The organism is Chryseobacterium hilariae (assembly GCF_051400735.1).
In the GTDB taxonomy this organism is placed as follows: Bacteria; Bacteroidota; Bacteroidia; order Flavobacteriales; family Weeksellaceae; genus Chryseobacterium.
In genome coordinates this window covers 363,439-387,156 of sequence record NZ_JBLFFJ010000002.1, presented here as the reverse complement: position 1 = coordinate 387,156, position 23,718 = coordinate 363,439, and the positions used below count along the sequence as shown (strand labels likewise).

The window sequence follows — 23,718 nt, the reverse complement described above, 5'->3', positions numbered from 1 at the left end:
GTTTTAAACTAAGTCTTTATTATAAAATGCACCTTTATTTTCAGTCATTTCCATAGATTGGGTAATGATCAGGTGGGCAACGGTTGTTAAATTTCTCAATTCAGATAACTGTGGTGAAAGAATAGAATAGTGGTAAATTTCGTCCACAGCTGCTGCAATTTCCTGGTGCTTCTGCAGGGCCATATTCAGACGTCTGTTGCTTCTCACGATACCTACCAGATCGCTCATCATTTCCTGAAGCTGTTTTCTGAGGTAGCTTATGATAACCATTTCATCCATGATCTTCATTCCTTCTTCATCCCATTCCGGAACAGCTTTAAGATCATCGAAATTAAAATTATTTTCATTGAGGAGTGCAACGGTTTTTATAGCGGCATTATGTCCAAAGACCAAGCCTTCCAATAATGAGTTTGAAGCAAGCCTGTTCGCACCATGCAAACCGGAATTGGTACATTCTCCTACTGCAAAAAGATTTCGGATAGAAGACTGTCCGTCCCTGTCGACTTCAATACCGCCCATCAGATAATGGCATGCGGGTACTATAGGGATGAGTTGGGTGAAAGGATCAATTCCTTCTTCTTTACATTTTTTATAAATATTCGGGAAATGTTCCAGGAATCTTTCATGATCCATATCCAGGCAGTCAAGACCGGCATATTCATCACCGGAAATCTTCATTTCATTATCAATGGCTCTGGCTACAATATCTCTGGAGGCTAATTCTTCACGCTCATCATACTTGTGCATGAACTTTTCACCTTTTTTAGTCCTTAATTTTGCACCATCTCCCCGGACTGCTTCAGAAATAAGGAAAAGCATTCCGTTGATCTTGCTGTACAGCGCTGTTGGATGGAACTGGTAGTACTGCATATTGGAGACTTTGCCCTTTGCGCGGGCTACAAAAGCAATTCCGTCTCCGGTAGCAATGGTAGGATTTGTTGTGTTTTTATAAACATGTCCCGCTCCTCCTGTAGCAACCAGTGTTATTTTGGAAGTGATCTTTTTGATCTTTTTTGATTTTTCATCAAGAATATACGCGCCATAGCAGTTGATATCGCCTTCACTTACTTCTTTTCCCGGTACATGGTGCTGGGTTATGATATCAATAACATAATGATGGTCAAGGATTTCGATATTCGGGCTGCTGTTGGCTGTTGCTAAAAGAGCTCTTTCAATCTCAAATCCGGTAATATCTTTATGGTGGACAATTCTGTTTTCAGTGTGGCCGCCTTCTCTTCCCAAAGCAAATTCCCCGTTTTTCATATCGAAATTGGCGCCCCATTCTACAATTTCGTTGAATCTTGTAGGAGCTTCCCTTACGACCATTTCTACGACCTCGCGTTTGTTTTCTCCGTCTCCGGCACGCATGGTATCTTCAATATGCTTTTCGAAATTATCATTTTTAAAATCGGTGACTACAGCCAGCCCGCCCTGTGCATATTTGGTATTGCTTTCGTCTTCGTCGGATTTTGTTACGATGATGATTTTGGCATCGGGGAGCTGTTCAGAAACTTTAATGGCATAGGAAAGTCCCGAGATGCCGGAACCAATTACTAATACATCCGCTTTTATCATATGCTTGCTTTAGGTACGATCGTTTAATATTAAATAAATTTAAACAATTTTTCGTTTGGTTTTCTTACTTTTTTCATGTGTTGAAAATGATCTTCCTCAGAACGGTAGCCTAAAGCCAAAGTGACGGTTACTTTTTCTGTCTCAGGATTGATGTTGAGGATATCTTCTATCACATCCTGCCGGAAGCCTTCCATAGGACAGGAGTCTATATTTTCAATAGCGGCGGCATACATTAAATTGGCCAGTACTATATAAGACTGCTTTTCTGCCCAGTTGAAAATTTCATCCTGTGTTTTTTGGGTAATATGCTGATTAATACTTTTTCTGAAAAGGTCGAGCTTCTCAACAGGAGTTTCCCTTACTTCGGAAATATGATTAAAATAGCCATGAATGTAGCTTTCCTCAATTGTTTTCTTTGAAATGATAACGATGAGGTGCGAGCAGGTAGAAATCTGTGAAGGATTATAGAAAGCTGGAATTAATTTCTGTTTCATTTCCTGGCTTTCAACTACCAGTACTTTGTAAGGTTGGAGTCCAAGCGAACTTGCAGACAGCTTTCCGGACTCAAGAATATTGTGCAGGGTATCCTGAGGAATGATCTGATGATTAAATTTCTTCACAGAATATCTTCTGCTTAAAGCTTCCAAATAATTCATAAGACAAATTTAAGAATTGAATATGAATAAAAATGAATTATCATGAAATATCTCTTCTTTTAAAAGTGTAGGTGATTTTTAAAAATAAGTTAAAAATTAATTTTGTTCATCATTAACAAAAAATTAACAAAAAAGAATACTCCCTGTATGTTGAAAAAAACATACTTTTAGTGAATCAATACAATTTTAAAATATGCAAAAGAAAAAAATTACAAAACTTGAAATTAAGAAAGAGGATATTCTTAATTTAACTAATGATGAAGCTCAAAAAGTAATAGGCGGAGGAGCGGATACTCAATTGGAATGTAGTACTGAATGGTGCTCCCGTCCTTGTACGGTTGAAACTGACCCATGTAGTGCATATCCTGAATATACTGACCTTTGTGGTGTAAGTGATAACAATAATTGTGAGTCAGGATGGTGCCAAACAGGTCATACTCAGGATGTTTCTGTTGAATGCAACAGAACTTAATTTACTTACTTTAAAAGCTGTATCCATTTCAAGACTGATTATCCTAACGGTAAAATATTCATCTTAAGTGGATGCAGTTTGCTTATGAAAATAAGGATAGCAGAGTTGTATTGTTATCCTTTTTTAGTATGATCAGATAAATATAATGGAAATGATTTTTGAAGAACTGGAACGCATCAAAGCAAAAACCAGTTTATATATAAATACAAAACAGTATAGAACAGGCTTATTGAATGACCTTGGAGGACTTAGCTTATTCTCTTTTTATTATGGTCATCAGTTTGATGATGCCGATAGTTTGAATAAAGGAGAAGAGCTTACTACTGATATCCTTTTTAATATCAGTACGAGTCTTAAGCGCGGTGACATTAAGTATAGCAGTGGAACAACAGGATTTGCATGGCTTTTAAAGTTTTTTAATAGAGAGGGGTTTGTGGATTTTGAGGCTAAAGATGTATTATCCGATCTGGATGAAATTATTTACAACTTTGCTATTAGAGAACTTGATAAAGGAAATTTTGATTTTCTTCACGGTGCCATGGGTGCTCTGCATTATTTTTTAACTGATGCAGAGAACCTGAATGACTACGCAAAAGAAATTATCTCTAAGCTTCATTCTATCGTAGAATATACTGCTGAAGGTAAGATGTATTGGCCTTTTTTTGGAATTACAGACCCTCATAAGTTGGAGAAATCTATTAATTTTGGTCTTGCTCACGGGCAACCGGCTGTGGTATCAATTCTCTCAAAAGCGTACAGATTAAGTCCTGATAATACCATATTGAAAGGGTTGATTGAGAATACAACACAAACAATTATAGATTATAAATACGAGGATGAAAGAAACTCTCTTTATCCATCTACCGTGCATGCACTGCAGAAATCCAATTATTATTCTAAAGGCTCAAGAATGGGCTGGTGTTATGGTGATCTTGGAATTGCTGTAGCATTATGGGATGTTGGAGAAGCATTAGGGAATCGTTCTTTTCAATCAGAAGCTTTGGAATGTATTGAAAAGTCGGCTTTACGGAGGGATCTTCAGGATGGATTTGTAAGAGATGCAGCTATTTGCCATGGTTCTGCAGGAATAATGTATATTTTTAATAAGTTTAGTCTTTTGGACAACGGAAATGCATATAAAGACGAAGCAGAATATTGGAAAAACATCTCTGTTAACTTATTGAACACGGATAATGATAAGTTGGTTACAGGGCATTGTGCCTGGAATAATAATACAGAACATTATAATGATTTTGGATTTTTGCAGGGAATAAGTGGTGTGGGGCTTTCTTTTTTATCACTGATCAATCCCAAAATTAAATGGGGTGAGGCTTTATTGATGTAATTTTAAATTAAATTTTAAATATGTACGAAAGTACTTTTTATGCTACAAGGCAACCATTATTGCCAATTAATCAGCTTTTTGAGTTTTATAATATTGTAAAATCTCATAATGAGCAGTATGTCTTAGACTATCTTATAGAACAGTTTACTCTAAACTATCAATTGGAAGAAGCTCTCTATCTGGCTTCTGATATTTTGTATCATGAAGTTATTAAATACAAATCGATGTCTTCTGTTTTTTCTGATAAAGATAAAAAGAGGATGCTGCATTCTTTGACGAAATATTATATAAGAGCTTCGGCTAGAGCGACTCCGTTCGGTTTGTTTGCTAATTTCAGAGAAGGCAGTTTTGATTTTGAAAAAGATAATACTTCTTTTGATCAGCTCAATTATCATCCAAAATTGGATATGGAAGTACTATTTCAGATCGGTGAATATATTTCAGTAATGGAATGTACAAAGAATCATCTTATTCTTCATAATAATACAAGTCTGTATAAAACTAAGGATGATTTTAGATACATCGAGTATAGAATGAGAAATGGTTTAAGGACTCATCACCTGGTTTCTATAGCATCTGATGAACTCCTGAATTTTATAATTAAGATTTCTAAAAAGGGGATAAGATATGATACTTTAATCGTTGAGATCCTTAATCAATATGATGCCCCTAAGGAAGATATTGAAGCTCATATTGACAATCTGATATCTTGCAAATTTCTGGTGACTAATCTTGATGTCAATATAACAGGATTGGATTATCTTGATGTTTTGTACAACTTCGTTTCAAAAATTTCAGAGGAGGTTATTGATGAGAAGCTTTTATTATTAAAGAGTATTTTGCAGGATATAAAATTTTTATTAGCTGAGGTTGATAACCAGCATTCTAACGTCAGTTCGTATAAAAAGATCCATGAATTATTAAAGAGTATCCTTCCTAATATTCCTGAGAAAAATCTTATACAGCTGGATGTTGTAAGCCAGCAAAAAGATGATACTTTATCTTCAGAAGCCAAATCCGATCTGGGGAAACTATTATCTGTTTTTGCTGCTTTTTCAAAATCTTATCCGGTTCAGTATTCTCAGCTCGAAATTTTTAAGAGGGCATTTTCAGAACGATACGAAGACAGGAAGGTGAAACTGACGGAAGCATTGGATGAAGAAATCGGAATTGGCTACAAATCAGCAATCAGTACGAAAGATGTATATGATCCGAAAATAACCGGGAAGACTAAGTTTACAAGGTTTGCTCTGAAAAAGTATCATGACTATTTAAAACAGGGTAAAAAGCATATAGAAATCACAGATCGGGATATAAAAGAGAACTTTGGCAACATCAATACTGACAATTCAGGCCCGGGCTTTACTTATCTGATTAATGCATATCCTAAAAAAGAAGGTGCGTTATTACATGTGGTTTCATATTCTCCGATCATAACGGGTTTGTCAGGGCGTTTTTGCGGAGTTCATCAGGCGTTTTATGAAAAGTTAAATGACCTTAATGAGCGTATTGAAGAGCGATATGATCATTATATTTACGCAGAAATAATACACTTGCCACAGGCCAGAGTAGGTAATGTTATAGCTAGACCATATTTTGGAAAATATGAAATTCCTTTTTTAGCTAATTCTATGCTTCCTGAAGAGCAGAAAATCTTTGTAGATGATTTATATATACAAATGATCAACAATGAGTTGTTCTTATTTTCAGAAAAGTTGAACAAGCCAATTCGTCCACGTTTGTCTAATGCTCATAATTACAGGAAAAACGGTCTTCCTATCTATCATTTCTTAAGTGATATGCAATTTCAGAATTTTGATTCTCAAATGATCTGGGACTGGGGTATTTTGAAGGATATTGAAGAATATCTTCCCAGAGTTGTTTATAAAGGTATTATAATAGAGCAGGCCTATTGGATTATAAAAGACCATCATTTTGCAGCTTTAAAAAAATCTAAGAATTTTATTCAGTTTAAAAACAATCTTACAGAAATAAAGAAGACGCTTCATTTCAATGACTCCGTAGTTTTCAAAGAGAGTGATAATGTTCTTCATCTCGATCTTTCAACAGATTTAGGAATTGAATTGTTCCAGAAATATGTTAATAAGAACGAGAAACAGATTATTCTGCATGAAAACCTGCTAGATAAAACCAACAATGAATCTCTAACCAGATACAATAAAGAATTGGTAGTTCCATTTGTGAAAAAAACCGACAAAAAGACTTTTCCTTTAAAAATAGCAAACTCACGTAAAGATAGAGTTCCCAGGACTTTTATTCCAGGCTCTGAATGGATATACTTCAAAGTATATATTGGACATAAATTCTCAAATAAACTATTGATTGTAATAGGAGATTATATTGAAAAGAAACTGGTAAGTAAGGGGTTAGTAGAAAAATGGTTTTTCATAAGATATTCAGATCCTAAGCAACATTTAAGAATCCGTCTTTATGTTTCCAATCCTAGCATCACATCTTCCGTAGTATCCGGTTTAAGTGCCATTTTTAGTCGCTATATAAAATCAGGCAAAATAGCAGGAATTGTACAGGATACTTATCACAGGGAACTGGAAAGATATAAAGATAAAAATATAATTGAATCAGAAACGTTATTTTTTCATGATTCGAGATGGGTATACAATCTCTATAAATCTTTTAGCACAATAAATTATAACCAATTATTTTTTGCTGCTTACTTTATGGTAGAAAACTATCTCGAAACTTTAAATGCTGATCATCTTGAAAAGCTCAGATTTCTTGAAAGAAATTTTAAATATTTCGCTAAAGAGTTTGATTATGAAAGAGATAAGATCTTAAGGAATTCTCTACATGAAGAACTTAGAAAAATTAAAGATGTTACCATTACGGAGGCGCTTGATGATAAGGTTATCAGTATTTTCAGCCAGTCTGAAATAAAAAATATTTTGTTTACTGTTAAGGGTAATGTAAAAGATGATTATTTTAATATTTTAGGAAGCTACATCCATATGGCTGTAAATAGGTTGTTTTCGGAAAAACAGCGTTTTAATGAATTTAGAATATACTTTTTTCTCTATAAGAAATACCAATCAATTATAGCAAGAGAAATAAATTCAGTATCATTACATAAATAACTAAACCTGGAAATTATACTTTGAAGAAGTTTCCTTTTTATAAACAACCGGATGCTAAGGACTGTGGCCCTACCTGTCTGCGAATTATTAGTAAATATTATGGAAAAACCATAAATCTGCAACAAATAAGAGATCTTACACAAACTACCAGAATAGGAAGTAGTTTGTTGAACCTCGGAGTTGCAGCAGAAAAGTTAGGGTTTAGATCAAGAGGAGTTAAGGTTAATTTTAGAATTCTTGCTGAGGCTATTCAGCTTCCCTGTATTGTTCATTGGGACAAACGGCATTTTGTTGTTGTTTACAATGTAAAAAGAAAAGGTAAAGAAGAAACGGTATATGTTTCAGATCCAAGCTATGGATTGCTCACATTTAAGAAAGATGAATTTATAAAACGTTGGATTGGGAATAATGCCAATGAAAATTCTCAGGAAGGTATTACTTTGCTTCTGGAAACTACTCCTTCTTTTTATGAGGCAGATTGGGATGATAAAAAAAAGAAATTAGACATTAGGTTTGTAAGCCGTTACGCTTTCAAGTATAAGGCATTGATATTTCAATTGGCCATTGGTTTGTTAGCCGGAAGTTTATTGTCTTTGCTGCTCCCCTTTCTTACACAAAGTATAGTAGATGTTGGTATCCAGAATAATGATATCAATTTCATCTATCTCATCCTCATTGCTCAGTTTATGCTTTACTTGGGCAGAATGGGAATTGAAATTGTGAGAAGCTGGATCCTTTTACATTTAAGTTCCCGCATCAATATTTCGTTGGTCTCCGATTTTTTTATAAAGCTTATGCGGCTTCCAATCAACTATTTTGATACAAGAATGACGGGTGATTTGATGCAAAGAATAGGAGATCATTCAAGAATACAGCAATTATTGACTTCTTCTACTCTGACTACTCTTTTTTCAATTGTCAATTTTTTTATCTACAGCTTCATATTGCTTTTCTATGATTACAGGTTGTTTTTTGTATTCTGTATTGGAGCTATTTTGTATACTGCATGGGTCCTGTTTTTTCTTAAAAAAAGAAAAGAACTGGATTACAAAAATTTCTCACAATTATCAGAGACTCAAAGTAAAGTGATAGAACTTATCAATGGGATGCAGGAAATTAAAATGAATAATGCAGAACAAAAGAAGAGATGGGCATGGGAATCTACTCAGGTCCAGATTTTCAAAATTAATATTCAGAGTTTAAAATTAGATCAATGGCAATCAATAGGAGGTGGGTTTATCAATCAGATGAAAGATATGGTGATTAGCTTTCTATCGGCAAAGCTAGTAGTAGATGGTGATATTACGTTGGGTATGATGATGTCTATTCAATATATTATTGGTCAGTTAAATGGTCCCATCGGGCAGGTTGTATCATTTGTAAAACAATTGCAGGATGCCAATATTTCTTTGGAAAGACTGAATGAAATACATGAGAAAGATAATGAAGAAAGTGACACAGAGCATTATTTAGACGAAGTTCCACAAGGAGATATTGTCATTAATAATCTCACCTATAAATATGTTGGAGGGTATAAAAATATTTTTGAAAACCTAAATTTAACCATTCCCTACCGGAAAACCACAGCAATTGTTGGGGTAAGTGGAAGTGGGAAATCGACCTTGGTAAAACTCTTACTGAAGTTTTATGAACCTCAGGAAGGAAGTATAAAAATAGCTGGAGCCGATTTTAAACGAATTTCTCCCGGAATGTGGAGAGAAAATGTTGGTATAGTACTGCAGGATGGATATGTATTTAATGATACAATAGCAGATAACATAGCCGTAGGTGATGATCATATAGATAGAGCAAAACTAGGACATGCTGTAGAAGTTGCTAATATCAGAGAGTTTATAGACAGTATGCCATTGGGGTATAATACCAAAATAGGCAATGAGGGCATAGGCATTAGTGGAGGGCAAAAACAGCGGCTGTTTATTGCCAGAGCTATTTATAAAGCCCCGGATTTTATTTTTTTTGATGAAGCGACCAGTTCGTTAGATGCAAATAATGAAAAAGTGATTATTGATAATCTGAATCATTTTTTCAAAGGAAGAACAGCCATTATTGTGGCACATCGTCTTTCCACTGTGAAGAATGCTGATAAAATAGTTGTTTTAGACAATGGTAAGGTGATAGAAGAAGGCAGCCATTCGGAACTGGTTAGCCTTAAAGGAGCCTATTTTAAATTGATTAAAAACCAGCTTGAATTGGACTAATTTCTGTAAACCACTTCAAAATCTTTTTCTTCTATAACTAGCGTTTTAGTTTGTAAGTACTTATAAATGATCTCCATGTTCATAGGAGTTATTTCTGTAATACTTTTTATCCACAATTCAACGAAAATTGGGTCAGGAAAATCTTCCCAAAGATTTCTTTCACGATAATAACTGTCAGATAGTATTTTAACAGGCTTAATATCAATTACCGTTTCATAATTAAGAATAAGTGAATAAGCGGACAAAATAGCCTTCATTAAAGAAATATAGTTGTACACATACATGGGATCTGGAACAGATGTATGCACTAAAGACTGGTGGCGTACGTGTAATGAATACATTTTTAAAATAATGTCGTCATGTGTTAGTTTTTTCTGAAACGTATTTTCCATGAAGATTTTTGCGTACTGAATGAGTTCTTCTACACATCCGTTTTTATCGTACAAAATTTTACCTAAAGTAAATAATCTTGCTTCAAAGCGACTGTTTCTGGAAAAATCAATGGACATCCTTTTTTTTACCATATTTATATTTTCTCCAAAATAGGATACCTTATATCCTTCAATATATTTTATGCCCTTTATAGTGTATTTTATATCATTATTAAAGATAATTCTGATGTCAATATCAGAGTTTTCAGTTTGAGTTTGGGTAGCATAACTTCCGGTGAGCAGAATCCCATTTACATTTTCTTTTTTTAAATGAGAAATAATCTTTTCTTCAAAATTTTTCAAATCTATTATTTTTTATTAAAACTAACTATTTTTAAATTATTACAGACGAAAATTTATTAAAAGATTAAGCCATACATATTTGTATGGCTTAATTTTAAATATTTAAAAAATACGTATTATTCCCTGTTTTTCACCATAATCCAGCCTGAGAATTTGATTGGTGTATTCTTGCTGTTGTTTTCATTCCATGTGATGGAATACCAGTAATTGCCTGTCGGAACTTTTTTACTTCCGTTGGTGGTGCCGTCCCAGACGTATCTGTTAGATTTGTCAGCCTGGAAAAGCTTGTATCCGTATCGGTCGAAGATACCAATTTCCAGGTTCTTTTTATTAGAAAGGGCAGAATAATCAATGGCATCGTTTACTCCGTCTCCGTTTGGAGTGATCACATTAATCAAATTAGGAACTGTGATGTTGATTAGGATAGGCTCACAATCATAGCTGTCCTTTACATAGATCTTAGTTTCACCTCTTGTTACATTAGTGAATATATTAGAGTCCTGCCATTGAATATTATCCATAGAATATTGGTAAGGCGGTGTTCCTCCGTTAGCAAAGACAGTTACTGTGCTTCCTGAAATGTCAATATTGGTAACCACAGGCTGCTCTGAAGCATATACCTTTACGGTCTGCAGTGTAATACAGTCTCCGGTCTTTAATTTTACCCAGTAGGTTCCCACTCCAACATTGTTTATAGCCTGTGTCGTTGCTCCTGTGCTCCACTCGTAGCCATTAAATCCAGGGCCTGCATCCAGTGTGGTTTTGTCCTCAATACAGATGATTTTGTCTTTTAATACGCTGGATGAAACCGGAGATAAAACAGTGAGGGTAACTTTTGCAATAGAATAACATCCCTGTGCATTGAAGACTTTTATATAAATGACTCCGGATGGAGCAGTGTAGGTCAGGAAATTTAAAATTTCATTCGTTCCGTTTTCAGCGTCTGCAAGAGATGGATAGTATTTTTTTGTTGCGCTAGTCAATACTGTTACCGGAGCATTGCTTAAATTGAATGTTCCCAGTGAAGGGTTAGTTTCAAGGAAGCATGATCTTAATGATGAATCAGTAACTACAACAACCGGATTAAGATTCAGGGTAACTTTTGCCACACTTACACATCCCTGAGGAGTCGTTACTTTTGCAAACAGTATTGCCGCTCCTGATGCATAAGCTGTAGGATTAGGAATCTGGTTGATCCCTGCATTCAGGTCAGCCATTGTATTGTAGAATTCCATCGTACAGCCGGGTACTGTTGTTAAAGCAGCTGTAGTAAGGTCAAATGTTGCAGTGCCGGCATTGTTGTTGTTACATCCTGTAAGCGAAGCATCAGTGGCTGCAAATGGTGTTGGGTTCAGCTGTATGACCCCGTCTCCATTATCACAGAGTGTAGAGCTTGGATCCTTGATAACCACCTTAATTGTGGTGGCGCCAGAATACAGAAAGCTTGAAGGATTGGCAATAGGCGTTGAACTTCCTAAAACATAATAGGTGAATAGATAATTTGCCGGATTATTCACAAACTGAGCATTGAAAGACGTCAGATCCACAGTTCCGTTACCGGTTGCAGGATTGGTACATACAAATGGAGTCACTGTAGCATTCAGGATCGGAACTTTGTCTACGAAAACTCTTACATTTTTGATGGAATGTCTTGCGCTGGCGCCTCCTGTAGCTGCCGAAAACCCAAAGTAACCCTGTGACATTCCAACAGCAGCACCTGAAGGAGCGAATGATTGGTCAGCAATAAGAACTCCGTCAATTTTTATTTTAATAATCCAGTTCGTAGGGTTGGTGAGATCTGTTTCGCCGTTCACTTCTACGTGTTTGTAGGTTGGGCCTACAAACGGCTGAGTAGGGTTGAGGTCGGGAGAGTGAAACGTACTGCCGGGTGTTGTATTGTATTCAATATTATTTCCGGCTGTGTTGTTGGTGCCATAAAGAACATGCACTTTACTCATCTGTCCTTCTGTGGTATTGTTGAAAATATCAAATCCTACCATCAGTCCTGAAGCATTTCCGGGAATTCCGAGTCCGCCACCGGATACAAATCCTGTCGGCGGGTTGGCAAGATACCAGAATGTAAATCCGTCTCCTCTACCGAACTGTGGTGTTCCGTTTCCGTCAATCCTAAAGTCAAATTCTACCTTCCATTTGTCGCAATAACTTAATGTGATAGGTGTAGCCAGCTTTATAGCGCCATACAGATTTCCGTTATCGGTTGTAAGCCTGATAAAATCTGTGTCAACAGCCGCATTTGAAACCAGATCCCAGCCTGTGGTATTGACAGGGTTTCCAGTAAGCTGATAAGTTTGGGAAAACAGATGTCCTGAGAAGCTAAGAAAGAGAGTTAAATAATAAATAAGTAGTTTTTTTTTCATGAAATAAACGGTTTTGTGGTTATCGATATAAATATATTTATTTTGATTCGTGTTATATAATGAATAATTGTCAATTGTTTAGTTTAAATTGTCAATTTGAAATTTATTTTTAATAATTAGTGGTAATTGTTGAAATTGATCCCATTTTTTTCTTTTGATGAATAAAAAATTAATTTATTTTCCTTCTTTTTAGTTGATATAATTAAAAAAATCACTCCGAAATGAAGTGATTTTTTAATGAAGCTATTCTCTGTTTTTTACCAATACCCAGCCGGAATATTTTGTAGCGGTATTGTTTTTGTCATTTTCGTTCCATGAAATAGAATACCAGTAGGTCCCTGTGAGAATCTTTTTGCCGAAAGCAGTTCCGTCCCATTTGAAGTTTCTTATTTTATCAGCTTCGTAAAGTTTATTGCCATATCTGTCATATACTATAAAAACAAGATTTTTCTTGTAGGAAAGTGCGGAATAATCAATAAAATCATTAACGTTATCGCCGTTTGGTGTAATGGCATTAATCAGATTGGGCACTGTGATCTGAACTTCAACAGGTGAACAGTTGTAAAAATCTTTGACAAAAACCTTTACTTCTCCTCTGTGCAGTCCTGTAAATGTATTCGAATCCTGCCAGTCGATACCGTTTAAAGAATATTTATAGGGCGGAGTACCTCCTGAAACATTCACAGTTACCGTTGTATTATTAATATCAATGCTTGAAATAACAGGGTTTGCCGAAGCAATGACCTTCACGGTTTGTAGTGTAATACAGTTTCCTGTTTTAAGCTTTACCCAGTAAAGGCCAACGCCTACTCCCTGTATAGAAGGAGTGGTTGCTCCGGTAATCCATTCGTAGCCGTCAAAGCCCGGACCTGCATCCAGATCTGTTCTTCCATCAATACAAATTATTTTGTCTTTTAAGACGGTGGATTTCACTGGTGGAAGTACAACAAGATTGACTTTTGCTATATTGAAACATGTGTTTGAATCTGTTACCTTTACATAGATTGCAGTGCTCACGGACATGTATTGGGAAGGATTTACAATCTCATTGGTTCCGCTTAAAGCATCTGCCACGCTTACATAATATTTCTTTGTAAAGCCGCTCGTAAGTGCTGTCACATTGGCTGAAGTAAGGTCAAATACAGCATTCGTAATATTATCCTGCAGAAAACAGGACTGAAGTGTAGCTTCTTTCACCGGAGTCTCAGGATAGAAGGTCAGAGTAATTTTTGCCGTACCGGTGCATCCCTGTGGAGTTGTCACTTTTACATAGACTATTCCGGGTGCGGAAGTATAAGAGTTGGGATTCGGAATTTCGTTGGTTCCGGCGTTCAAATCGTTCAGTGTTTTATAATACTTTTTGGTGGCGCCAAGTACACCTGTTACATCTGCAGTATTGAGATTGAATAATCCTGTTCCGGCTTTATTGTTGTTGCAGGCCGTTAAAGTTTTATCGGTAAGTGTAAGAGGAGCCAGAACTAGTTGTATCTTCCCGTCCGGATTATCACATAATATCCCTGCATTGTCCTTTACAATCACAGTAACCGTAGTATTTGCATTGAATTGGAAATTGGTGGGATTGGCAATTGGTGTTGAGCCCTGCAGATATGTGAATGTATAATTGGAAGGATTGCTTACAAATTGAGAATTGAAAGTTGTTAAATTTACAGATGCAAACCCTGTAGTCGGATTTGGGCAGAAAGTCTGTGTCGCTGTACTTTGTAAAATAGGAACTTTATCGGTGTAGATTTTTACATTTTTAATAGAATGTCTTGACCTTGCCCCTCCTGTAGAAGCCGAAAATCCAAAATATCCAATGGTCATAGCAGCTGCCGTGCCTGACGGGGCAAAAGACTGGTTACAGATGGTCGTACCGTCAAGCGTTATTTTTACAATCCAGTTGGTAGGAACAGCCGGATCCACCTGAGCTGTTACTTCAACATGCTTATAAGTTGTTCCCTGGAACGGCTGGGTGGTATTCAGGTCTGGTGAGTGAAAAGAGCTGCCCGGAACATTGAAGAATTCTACATTGTTGTTATCTGTGGTATTGGCAACCTGTCCATAAGCAACATGTATCTTGCTCATTGTAGCAGTGGTTGTGTTATTATAAGTGTCAAAACCTACAATAAATCCGACTGCATTTTGGGAAACTCCAAGACCGGAACCTAATACACTTGCAACAGGCGGGTTCGCAAGATACCAAAATGCAATTCCGTCTCCGTTGGAAGTTTGGTTGGAGTCCATCCTGAAATCGAATTCTACTCTCCATTTATCACAATATTTTAAGTTGATCTGGTCATTCAGCCTGATGGATCCGGACTGGTTGTTGGTGTCCGGAGTGAGCTGTACAAAATCGCCTAATACCTGTGTTGGAGCAACCATGGTCCATCCGGTGGTATTTACAGGATTTCCTGTTAACTGGTACGTTTGAGAAGATAGGCTTCCGGATAGAAAAAATAGAATGAGGAAAATATAAGACAGTAAAATTTTTTTCATTGAAGAGGGATTAGTTTTATTTAGACGCTGTAAATATATTAAATCTCAATCGATTAATGTGTATTTAATGTTAATTTTACTAAAAATGATAATGATTTGTCAATAAATGATAAGATGGATAAGGGAATAATTAATGATAAGGGTGTTCATTTAGGTTATTAAAAAAGAGAATTGCTTTCCAGTCCTTCAAAATAAGTATCAATTTCCAGGTCAGGTGAGCTTGCGGCTGCTACGGCAAGTTTATCACAGAGCTCATTTTCGAAGTGTCCTGCGTGGCCTTTTACCCAATGCATTTTTGGAGTGTGTTTGTTGTACATCTCAATAAATCTTTTCCAGAGATCAGGATTTTTTACATTTTTCCATCCTCTTTTGATCCACCCTGCGATCCAGTTTTGATTCACAGCATCAGCTACATATTTACTATCTGTGTAAATGTGAATATCGTTCTCCGAAGACTTTAGTTTTTCCATAGCGGAAATAACAGCCAACAGCTCCATTCTGTTATTGGTAGTTTTTCTGAAACCCTTGGAGAATGTCTTCTGATAATTTTTTTCAGGAACGCGCATAAGAATTCCATAGCCTCCTTTTCCGGGGTTTCCGCTGCATGCACCGTCGGTGTATATTTCTATTCTCAAAAGTTTAAGTCTGTATAAAACTGTATTCTGTAAAAACTAAGTCTGAAGAATACTAAGCTGTTATTAATTTAAAATGGTATTGGCTTTAGAATGGGAAGTCGTCATCATCATCCAAATCATTCATTGAAGATCCGGAAAGTTTTGAGCTGTCCGGAAGATCAAACGCAGCGCCAGGCTGAATGGTTGTTTTAATCTTGTCAAAACCACTTGGTTCATTAGATCCGAAATTAGAAGGATAGCCTCCTATGCCACCGTCTAATGCTGCTTCAATATCCCCGAACTTTGCAAAATGTTTCAAGAATGACAGCCTTACGTCGGCTGTAGCACCATTTCTATGTTTTGCAATGATTAGCTCAGCCTGATTTTCCGTTGGAGTTTCCTGGCCTTCTTCATCATTGTCCCAAACGGCAATTTTATAATATTCAGGTCTGAAAATGAAGGATACGATATCTGCATCCTGCTCAATTGCTCCGGATTCCCTAAGGTCAGAAAGCTGAGGTCTTTTTCCGGGACGGGCTTCCACACTTCTCGATAGCTGCGAAAGTGCAATAACAGGTACATTAAGTTCTTTGGCAATGGCCTTTAACGAACGTGAGATCATGGAGATTTCCTGTTCACGGTTTCCAACTCCTTTTCCTCCGCCTCCCGCAGTCATCAACTGAAGGTAATCCACCATGATCAGCCTTACGCCATGCTGCATCACCAGTCTTCGGCACTTTGCACGGAAGTCGAATATAGAAAGAGAAGGGGTTTCGTCAATAAAAAGCGGTGCATTTTCAAGCTCGGAAACGTTGGAGAACAGTCTTTGCCATTCTTCGTCATCCAAAGTTCCCTTTCTCAGCTTTTCGGAAGAGATTTTAGTTTCCGAAGCAATCATCCTCGTGATAAGCTGTACAGATGCCATCTCCAGAGAGAAAAGCACCATTGGAATCTTGTGGCCAACAGCAATATTTCGGGCCATCGACAGAAGAAATGCTGTTTTTCCCATCGCCGGACGGGCTGCAATAATGATGAGGTCAGAATTCTGCCAGCCTCCCGTTTCTTTGTCAATATCCCTGAATCCGGAAGGAACTCCTGAAAGCCCTTCCTTATCTTTCAATGATTTAATAGTATCAATTGCCTGCTTTACCAATGAATTGGCAGTGTCGAATCCTTTCTTGATCGTACCGTTGGTAATTTCAAAGAAAGATTGTTCAGCCTTATCCAAAAGTTCGAATACATCAGTAGATTCCTTATACGATGAATCGATCACGTTGGCAGAAACATTAATCAGACTTCTTAAGATATATTTTTCAAGAATAACACGGACATGATATTCAATATGGGCGGATGAACTTACTCCCATGGTTAGATCAATGATGTAATGATCGCCACCGGCATGGCTTAATTTATCTTCTTTTTTTAATTCCTGGATAATTGTCATAAGATCCACAGGATGGTTGCCTTCGTAAAGCTTCAGGATCGCGGCAAAAATAACCTGATGTCTTGGATCATAAAATACTTCAGGAGTAAGAAGGTCAATAGAATGATCAAGCCCTTTTTTGTCTATTAAAAAAGTTCCTATAACCAGTCTTTCAAAATCTACAGCATTGGGTGGCATTTTTCCATCCGCAATAGACAGTTCTCTTGCAAAATTTCCGTGTGTAAGGGATGATAATGTTTCTTTCTGCGCCATGATGCAAAGATAGTTTATTTAAAAAAAATAATTAAAAAATAGTAACTAACAAGTTATCAGCAATCCTGCCGCAGGCTATAGCAGTAAAACATACATGAATGTTAGTAAAAAGCGGGGATCAAAAATAGAAAAATTTCAATAAGTAATATTCATCGGAGTGAAAATGATTAATGATATTCCTTATTTTCAAATGATCAAATGAATGGCTGGGCTAGTAAAAATAAAACAAAAAAGACTGTCACAACTGACAGTCTCTTTTTATTTCTAAGGATAAGCTTATTCTTTATTCTTCAGCAGTATCCATCCTGAATATTTCGTTTCAGTATTATTCTTGTCATTTTCATTCCAGGAGATCGTATACCAGTAAGTACCGGTAGGGATTTTCTTGCCGGAAGCTGTCCCGTCCCATTTATAATCTCTCATTTTATTAGCTTCGTAAAGCTTATTGCCATATCTGTCATATACAATGAAAACAAGGTTTTTCTTATAAGATAAAGCAGAGTAGTCGATCTCATCATTGATCTTATCCCCGTTCGGAGTGATTGCATTGATCAGATTTGGTACAGTAACGGTGATCTGTACAGGGTTACAGTTGTAAGAATCCTTTAAGAATATCTTATTATCCCCTCTAGGAAGTCCGCTGAACGTGTTAGTCGACTGCCAGTTGGTACCATCTATTGAATACATATAAGGAGGAGTTCCACCCGAAGCGTTCACCGTAATGGTATTGTTGCTGATATCTACACTGGAGATTACCGGCTGCGAAGAGGCGGAGACCGTTACAGTCTGAAGTGTAAAACATTTTCCAGTTTTCAGCTTCACCCAATAAACCCCTATTCCTGCATTATTGATAGATTGTGTAGTGTCTCCGGTGCTCCATTCATATCCGTCGAATCCAGGTCCTGCGTCCAATGTTGTTTTTCCTTCCGCACAAATCGTTTTGTCTTTCAGAACCGCAGATTTTACCGGGGGAAGAACTTTTAACGTGATCTTCGCAATAGCATAACACTGGTTGGCATTGGTAACTCTTACGTACACTTCAGTGCTTGTTGTAAGATAAGTATCCGGAGCGGCAATAGGATTGGTTTCGGTCTTAGCATCGTTTAATGTTTTATAGAATTTTTTTGTCTGTCCTGCTACAGCACCTACATCAGCTGTTGTCAGGTCAAATTTAGCCTGCATAATATCATTCTCTATATAACACTCTTCTAGTAACGCATCTCTTAGGGCAACCACCGGATGGAATGATAATGTAATTGCTGCTGTTGCTGTACACCCAAATGCGGAAATTACCTTAACATATACGATTTTCTCAGGCGAAATATAATCGGTAGGGCTGGTGATTTCATTGGTGTCAGCGGTCAGATCGGCAAGAGTAGGGTAGTATTTTTTCGTAACGGTGCCTGTGAATACGTCTGCCGTTGTGAGGTCAAACTTTCCTGTACCTTCACCATTGTTATTACATGCGAAAATAGTTGCATTTTTTGCCGTGATGCTGGCATCTACAAATTTGAACTTACCGCTTATGAAGCATTTGTTTACCACATTGTCCGGATTGTCCGGATCCAGATACCGGATTCTGTAATAATATGTAGTAGCTGCATTTACTGTTGCAATGGTAAGAGGATCATCTCCTGTCACTACATCATTGGTATTGTCATGGTAGGTAACCTGGAAGTTAGAGTTATTACCATTGATAATGCCGGGAGTAAGCGTTGTAAAATTGAATTGTGACGGCAGTCCGCATACCATAACCGTTGAAGGATCTGTCGGGTTAGCCGCAGGGATACCCGGTGGGATAAAAGGATTAGGTGCCAGAACAGGGTCATTGAACGCAGAGCTTAAACTTGCCGTACCTGTCCATGTCAGTGAGAATCCATTAGGTGAACTTCTGAAGTTGTCTACAATAAGATAATAAGTCTCACCTGCCTGTACTACCATATGCGGGCTCCATTCGTCTTGGTTTCCTGCATTTCCGTTGTTATTTGGCGGTGGTGGTGGCGGTATTGTTAAAGAAAGACCTGTATTTCCCTGTGAAGCACCTGTACCGTAGTAATTACATCTTAGCGGTGTTACAAAGGTATTGCTGGTATTTAAAGATGTACAGCCATTGGTTGTGGGGCCATATACAGCAAAGTCATAATCATCGGTGTCAACATTAGGATTAATAGTAAATGCAAGGGTACCCGATGTTGCGACCGTAAAAGTATACCATACTGAATAATTTTCATCGCTGCTCAGGCATCCATTGTCAGACAGCTCCTCCTCAATATTTCCATGCCCTGTCGGTGTATAGAAGATGTCCGAATTTCCGCAGAGCGGAATGGCCGTGACGCAATCGGACTGTGCATAAAACACCTGTATTATAAATAAAATTAAAAGAAGTAACGTTTTTTTCATGTTTAAAATGATTTTTGTGAAGCAAGATTTGAGTACAATAAAGTTATCAGCATTTATGTTGAAAAACCGCCCCGTAGAGCGGTTTTTGTTTTAATTAGAAATTATTCTCTATTTTTTACCATTACCCATCCTGAGAACTTGAATGGGGTATTCTTTTTATCATTTTCATTCCACGTTACAGAGTACCAGTATGTTCCTGTAGGGATCTTTTTGCCGGCTACTGTTCCGTCCCATTTATATCCGTTAGACTTATCTGCCTGGTAGATCTTGGTTCCGTATCTGTCAAAAATGCTGAATATAAGTCCGTTTTTACCAGATAATGCAGAATAATCTATTACATCATTTACACCGTCTCCGTTTGGAGTGATAACATTAATAAGGTTAGGTACAACAACTGTTATCTCAATAGGCTCACAGTCATAAGCATCTTTTACATATATAGTATGGTCTCCTCTTGAAACATTGGTGAAAACATTAGAGTCCTGCCAGTTAATATTATCCATGGAATACTTGTACTCAGGAGCTCCGGCAATAACATTCACAGTTATAGTATTGCTGGAAATATCAATGCCTGAAACAACCGGCTGTTCAGAAGCGTATACTTTTACAGTCTGTAATGTGATACAGTCTCCGGTTTTTAATTTAACCCAATATGTTCCTACACTTACATTATTGATGGCTTGTGTAGTTGCTCCCGTACTCCACTCGTAACCGTTGAATCCAGGGCCTGCGTCCAGTGTTGTTTTATCTTCAATACAAATGATCTTATCCTTAAGCACATTCGAATAAACAGGAGAAAGTACAGTTAATGTCACTTTTGCAATAGAATAACATCCCTGTGCATTAAATACTTTTACATACACTACTCCGGCTGGGGCAGTATAGGCTAAGAAATTTAAAATTTCATTTGTTCCGTTTTCCGCATCCGTTAAAGAAGGATAGTATTTTTTAGTCGCTCCCACTACAGTGGTTACTGCGGCATTGCTCAGATTGAATGTTCCCAGCGAAGGATTTGTTTCAAGGAAACATGTCCTTAAAGAGGCGTCAGTGACTGCAACAAGAGGATGGAATTTCAGGGTGATTTCTGCTGTTGCTATACATCCGAATTCATTGGTTGCTTTTACATAAGCAGATCCTGCTGCTGCATAATAGGCATAAGGATTGGTGATTTCATTGGTGCCGGTATTAAGAGCAGCCAGTGAAGGGTAATACTGTACTGTAAGGTTTGGTGTAATACCTGTAGTGGCGGATGTGAGATCATATAATGCGGTTCCTGAATTATTATTGCTACACGAAGTCAGGGTCGCCGGTGTCAGTGCAAAAAACCTGTCCACAAAATTTATTGTTCCGAACTGCTTGCATTTATTTAAGAAGCTGGCAGGGGAGGTAGGATCCGAATAACTGATGACATAATGATAAGTATTGGCTGTGTTCACAGAGATAGGAGTTGTAATCGCATCTACATTATCCAGAGCATCAGCAGGTGTTCGGTAATATCTTACAATGAAATTAGGATTTCCATTAATTATATCAGCAGTTAGGGTAGAGAAATCATAAATTGCCGGATTGGTACATATATCGATTTTTCCATCATGATTTGGGCCAGGTATAATAAATGGATATGGTTGTAAAACAGGATCTCCAAAAGGAGTAAGTAAGCCTGCAGATCCTCCGAAGGTCAATGAAAACTGCGAACTGGCGCCGGAAAATTGATCAACCAACAGGTAATAAATCTGCCCTGGAAGAACATCGATATACTTTACCATACCATCTGAAGGATTGCCTAAATTATCCGTTCCTGCATCTTCAGATGTATCAAGTGCAGTAAGGTTGAGCCCTGTTGTGTATTGTCCGGGTGATGGAGCATCGTAAGAACATCTGAGTGGAGCTATGGTTTGAATCTGTGCGCAGGTATTATTAGGCCCATAAAGAGCCCAGTCGTAATCCACATTATTAACAGGGTCAATTGCAAATGTCAAGGTACCGGCAGTAAGCGTACTGAAGGTAAACCAAATAGAGTTGTTCTCTCCGCTTAGACAGCCCGCATTTCCTTCATCACTGTTTCCGGTTCCGGTAGGTGTCAGGGTAATATCTGCATTGCTGCAGATCGGTATTGCAGTCGAGCAGTCATTATTTTGTGCGAAAAAGATATGAGATACCAAAAAGGTTATAAAGAGTAATATTTTTTTCATATAATTTTTTTTAATAGAAATAGATTTGCCTGTAAAACTATTTTACAGTTTTACCATGTTCAAATTTCGTTCTCTGCTCTCGAATAAGAATCAGTAAATCATTGATTTCTTTATTATCTGGCTGCAATTCTAGACTTCCTGCAGTAAATTTCTCAGCAAGACTGTTCGTATTTCTTGCATCTGCATTCTTATTGCTGCTATTTAGAATAAGTTCTCCTTCCTTATATAATACAAGGCCTGCATAATAATACGCTTTCCATCTGTAAGGATCTCTGCTTTTTTTTAATTCCGAAAATTCTCTGAAAAGCTTTTCGTAATCAGCTATGGTTTTTGCGGAGGATATTTTTTCTGCTTTTGCATTCAGTGTTTTCTCGTAACTACTCTGGGCAGAAATAAGAACACCAAATAATGCAAAACAAAAAGTAAGTAATATTCTTTTCATAAAGGGGGATTTATACGGCAAATATAAAAAATTATTAAAGTTAAATTAAAGTTTTTGTGATATATTTAATAGAATCAGTATATTATTGGCTAATAATTCATTTTTCTCAGCTTGGGATTTGTACCTGCTACCAGAAGAGCTACCAGCACCGTCATAGTTCCTCCGAAGACCACAGACCGTACCACCCCGAGTAATTTTGCCATCAGCCCGCTTTCGAACTGCCCCATTTCATTACTGGACATGATGAATATAGAATTGACACTCAGTACACGTCCTCTGATGTTGTCAGGAGTTTTCAGCTGTACAATAGTTCCTCTGATGACCACTGAAATTCCGTCAAGCATTCCGCTCATTACAAGAAACATAAAGGACAGCCAGTAAAGCTTGGATAGGCCAAAACCAATAATGCAAAGTCCGAATCCGGCAACAACGGTAAGAAGAATTTTCCCCTGGTTTTTTCTCAGCGGAACAATCGCCAAAAGAGTAATGATGCACATAGAACCTATATCTGAAGCAGCATTCAGAAGACCGAAGCCTTCCGCGCCAGCATCTAAAATATCAGTGGCAAATACAGGGATCATGGCAACTGCTCCTCCGAAAAGGACTGCAAACATATCAAGACATAATGCCCCTAAAATTTCTTTTGTCTTAAAAATATAGGAAATCCCCTCACGCATGCTTTCCACCACATTTACATTCTCCTTTTTATATTCAGAATGCTGCTGTTTCAGCTGCCAGAAGAACAGAGAAGCTATAAATATTAAAGAGATAATAACGATCAGTGTCCACTTGACACCGAAGAACCCGATAAGAAGCCCGCCCGCAGCATGTCCACATACAGAAGAGATCAAAAATGTAGCCTGGTTCAGGGTTACCGCGTTCGGAAGATTTTCTTTCCTTACTATTTTAGGAATCATTGAAGGAACGATAGGCCCTATGAAGGCTCTTGCAATTCCTGTGAAAAATATAACGCTGTAAATAAAATAAGTGATTTCGTGTCCGTTAAAATGCATCTCTACATTAAAAAATGCCGGAATCAACAACAGGCCGATTAGAAAAATATAGGCATAATTGCAGATCAGGAGCAGCCTCTTTTTTTCATTCATATCAATAACATGGCCAGCATATAAAGCACAGCTTACCGCAGGAATTACTTCCGAAAGCCCGATCAGGCCTATTGAAAAAGGATCTTTTGTTAACTGGTAAACCCACCATCCTAATAAAGTTGCGAGCATTCTGAAGGCTAAAACAATAAAAAATCTTCCCGTAAGAAGATTCCTGAATTCAACATTTTGCAATGTTTTTAACGGTGTAAAGGAAATCATGCACAAAAATAGCCCTAAATATTTATTTAAGGCTGCTTATATATTGTTTTTTCGAAAGATA

Annotated in this window: 15 protein-coding genes; 4 read left to right on the top strand and 11 right to left on the bottom strand. The window is 37.2% G+C overall.

The features are described from left to right. Positions 1 to 3: 3 nt before the first annotated feature. Entirely contained in the window at positions 4 to 1,575 is a 1,572-nt protein-coding gene (nadB, locus tag ACMGDK_RS08565; RefSeq protein WP_436807551.1) for an L-aspartate oxidase, read from the bottom strand. A gap of 29 nt (positions 1,576 to 1,604) precedes the next feature. Then, positions 1,605 to 2,231 (bottom strand): NAD(P)H-dependent oxidoreductase, encoded by a 627-nt coding sequence (locus ACMGDK_RS08560; protein WP_436807550.1) that lies wholly within the window; start codon positions 2,229 to 2,231, stop codon positions 1,605 to 1,607. Between the two features lie 193 nt (positions 2,232 to 2,424). Between ACMGDK_RS08560 and ACMGDK_RS08555 the strand changes: the two genes are divergently transcribed. The 4 genes from ACMGDK_RS08555 (at position 2,425) to ACMGDK_RS08540 (ending at position 9,380) form a co-directional block, all read left to right on the top strand. Then, positions 2,425 to 2,703 carry a class I lanthipeptide gene (locus ACMGDK_RS08555; protein ID WP_436807549.1) on the top strand — a complete coding sequence of 93 codons (279 nt, stop codon included), beginning with the start codon at positions 2,425 to 2,427 and terminating at the stop codon, positions 2,701 to 2,703. Between the two features lie 151 nt (positions 2,704 to 2,854). Further along, positions 2,855 to 4,048 carry a lanthionine synthetase C family protein gene (locus tag ACMGDK_RS08550; protein WP_436807548.1) on the top strand — a complete coding sequence of 398 codons (1,194 nt, stop codon included), beginning with the start codon at positions 2,855 to 2,857 and terminating at the stop codon, positions 4,046 to 4,048. A gap of 20 nt (positions 4,049 to 4,068) precedes the next feature. Beyond that, positions 4,069 to 7,161: a lantibiotic dehydratase gene (locus ACMGDK_RS08545; RefSeq protein ID WP_436807547.1), complete on the top strand. Its 3,093-nt coding sequence runs from the start codon at positions 4,069 to 4,071 to the stop codon at positions 7,159 to 7,161. A gap of 20 nt (positions 7,162 to 7,181) precedes the next feature. Continuing rightward, positions 7,182 to 9,380, top strand: coding sequence for a peptidase domain-containing ABC transporter (locus ACMGDK_RS08540; RefSeq protein WP_436807546.1), 2,199 nt, complete (start codon positions 7,182 to 7,184; stop codon positions 9,378 to 9,380). On the opposite strand, the gene ACMGDK_RS08535 is transcribed toward ACMGDK_RS08540, so the two are convergent. The 9 genes from ACMGDK_RS08535 to ACMGDK_RS08495 form a co-directional block, all read right to left on the bottom strand. After that, positions 9,377 to 10,114, bottom strand: coding sequence for a nucleotidyltransferase domain-containing protein (locus tag ACMGDK_RS08535; protein WP_436807545.1), 738 nt, complete (start codon positions 10,112 to 10,114; stop codon positions 9,377 to 9,379). The genes ACMGDK_RS08540 and ACMGDK_RS08535 overlap by 4 nt on opposite strands. A 116-nt stretch (positions 10,115 to 10,230) precedes the next feature. After that, on the bottom strand, positions 10,231 to 12,492 hold the full coding sequence (locus ACMGDK_RS08530) for an FIDD domain-containing protein (protein ID WP_436807544.1): 2,262 nt from the start codon (positions 12,490 to 12,492) through the stop codon (positions 10,231 to 10,233). A gap of 243 nt (positions 12,493 to 12,735) precedes the next feature. Continuing rightward, positions 12,736 to 14,988, bottom strand: coding sequence for an FIDD domain-containing protein (locus ACMGDK_RS08525; protein ID WP_436807543.1), 2,253 nt, complete (start codon positions 14,986 to 14,988; stop codon positions 12,736 to 12,738). Positions 14,989 to 15,146: 158 nt separating this feature from the next. Further along, the gene (gene rnhA, locus ACMGDK_RS08520; RefSeq protein WP_436807542.1) at positions 15,147 to 15,623 is read right to left on the bottom strand and encodes a ribonuclease HI; all 477 of its coding nucleotides are present in this window, start codon (positions 15,621 to 15,623) and stop codon (positions 15,147 to 15,149) included. A gap of 85 nt (positions 15,624 to 15,708) precedes the next feature. Beyond that, positions 15,709 to 17,298 (bottom strand): replicative DNA helicase, encoded by a 1,590-nt coding sequence (dnaB, locus tag ACMGDK_RS08515; RefSeq protein ID WP_436807541.1) that lies wholly within the window; start codon positions 17,296 to 17,298, stop codon positions 15,709 to 15,711. A 276-nt stretch (positions 17,299 to 17,574) separates the two neighbouring features. Then, positions 17,575 to 19,698: an FIDD domain-containing protein gene (locus tag ACMGDK_RS08510; protein ID WP_436807540.1), complete on the bottom strand. Its 2,124-nt coding sequence runs from the start codon at positions 19,696 to 19,698 to the stop codon at positions 17,575 to 17,577. A gap of 101 nt (positions 19,699 to 19,799) precedes the next feature. Continuing rightward, complete coding sequence (locus tag ACMGDK_RS08505) at positions 19,800 to 21,890, bottom strand: FIDD domain-containing protein (RefSeq protein WP_436807539.1); 2,091 nt, start codon at positions 21,888 to 21,890, stop codon at positions 19,800 to 19,802. 37 nt (positions 21,891 to 21,927) lie between these two features. Next, complete coding sequence (locus ACMGDK_RS08500; protein ID WP_436807538.1) at positions 21,928 to 22,332, bottom strand: hypothetical protein; 405 nt, start codon at positions 22,330 to 22,332, stop codon at positions 21,928 to 21,930. Between the two features lie 89 nt (positions 22,333 to 22,421). Next, positions 22,422 to 23,657 (bottom strand): MFS transporter, encoded by a 1,236-nt coding sequence (locus ACMGDK_RS08495; protein WP_436807537.1) that lies wholly within the window; start codon positions 23,655 to 23,657, stop codon positions 22,422 to 22,424. Between the last annotated feature and the right edge of the window lie 61 nt (positions 23,658 to 23,718).

Excerpts from the sequence above, each read along its gene's own strand:
- nadB (WP_436807551.1), bottom strand. The coding sequence starts at position 1,575 with ATGATAAAAGCGGATGTATTAGTAATTGGTTCCGGCATCTCGGGACTT.
- ACMGDK_RS08560 (WP_436807550.1), bottom strand. The coding sequence starts at position 2,231 with ATGAATTATTTGGAAGCTTTAAGCAGAAGATATTCTGTGAAGAAATTT.
- ACMGDK_RS08555 (WP_436807549.1), top strand. The coding sequence starts at position 2,425 with ATGCAAAAGAAAAAAATTACAAAACTTGAAATTAAGAAAGAGGATATT.
- ACMGDK_RS08550 (WP_436807548.1), top strand. The coding sequence starts at position 2,855 with ATGATTTTTGAAGAACTGGAACGCATCAAAGCAAAAACCAGTTTATAT.
- ACMGDK_RS08545 (WP_436807547.1), top strand. The coding sequence starts at position 4,069 with ATGTACGAAAGTACTTTTTATGCTACAAGGCAACCATTATTGCCAATT.
- ACMGDK_RS08530 (WP_436807544.1), bottom strand. The coding sequence starts at position 12,492 with ATGAAAAAAAAACTACTTATTTATTATTTAACTCTCTTTCTTAGCTTC.
- ACMGDK_RS08525 (WP_436807543.1), bottom strand. The coding sequence starts at position 14,988 with ATGAAAAAAATTTTACTGTCTTATATTTTCCTCATTCTATTTTTTCTA.
- dnaB (WP_436807541.1), bottom strand. The coding sequence starts at position 17,298 with ATGGCGCAGAAAGAAACATTATCATCCCTTACACACGGAAATTTTGCA.
- ACMGDK_RS08510 (WP_436807540.1), bottom strand. The coding sequence starts at position 19,698 with ATGAAAAAAACGTTACTTCTTTTAATTTTATTTATAATACAGGTGTTT.
- ACMGDK_RS08505 (WP_436807539.1), bottom strand. The coding sequence starts at position 21,890 with ATGAAAAAAATATTACTCTTTATAACCTTTTTGGTATCTCATATCTTT.
- ACMGDK_RS08500 (WP_436807538.1), bottom strand. The coding sequence starts at position 22,332 with ATGAAAAGAATATTACTTACTTTTTGTTTTGCATTATTTGGTGTTCTT.
- ACMGDK_RS08495 (WP_436807537.1), bottom strand. The coding sequence starts at position 23,657 with ATGATTTCCTTTACACCGTTAAAAACATTGCAAAATGTTGAATTCAGG.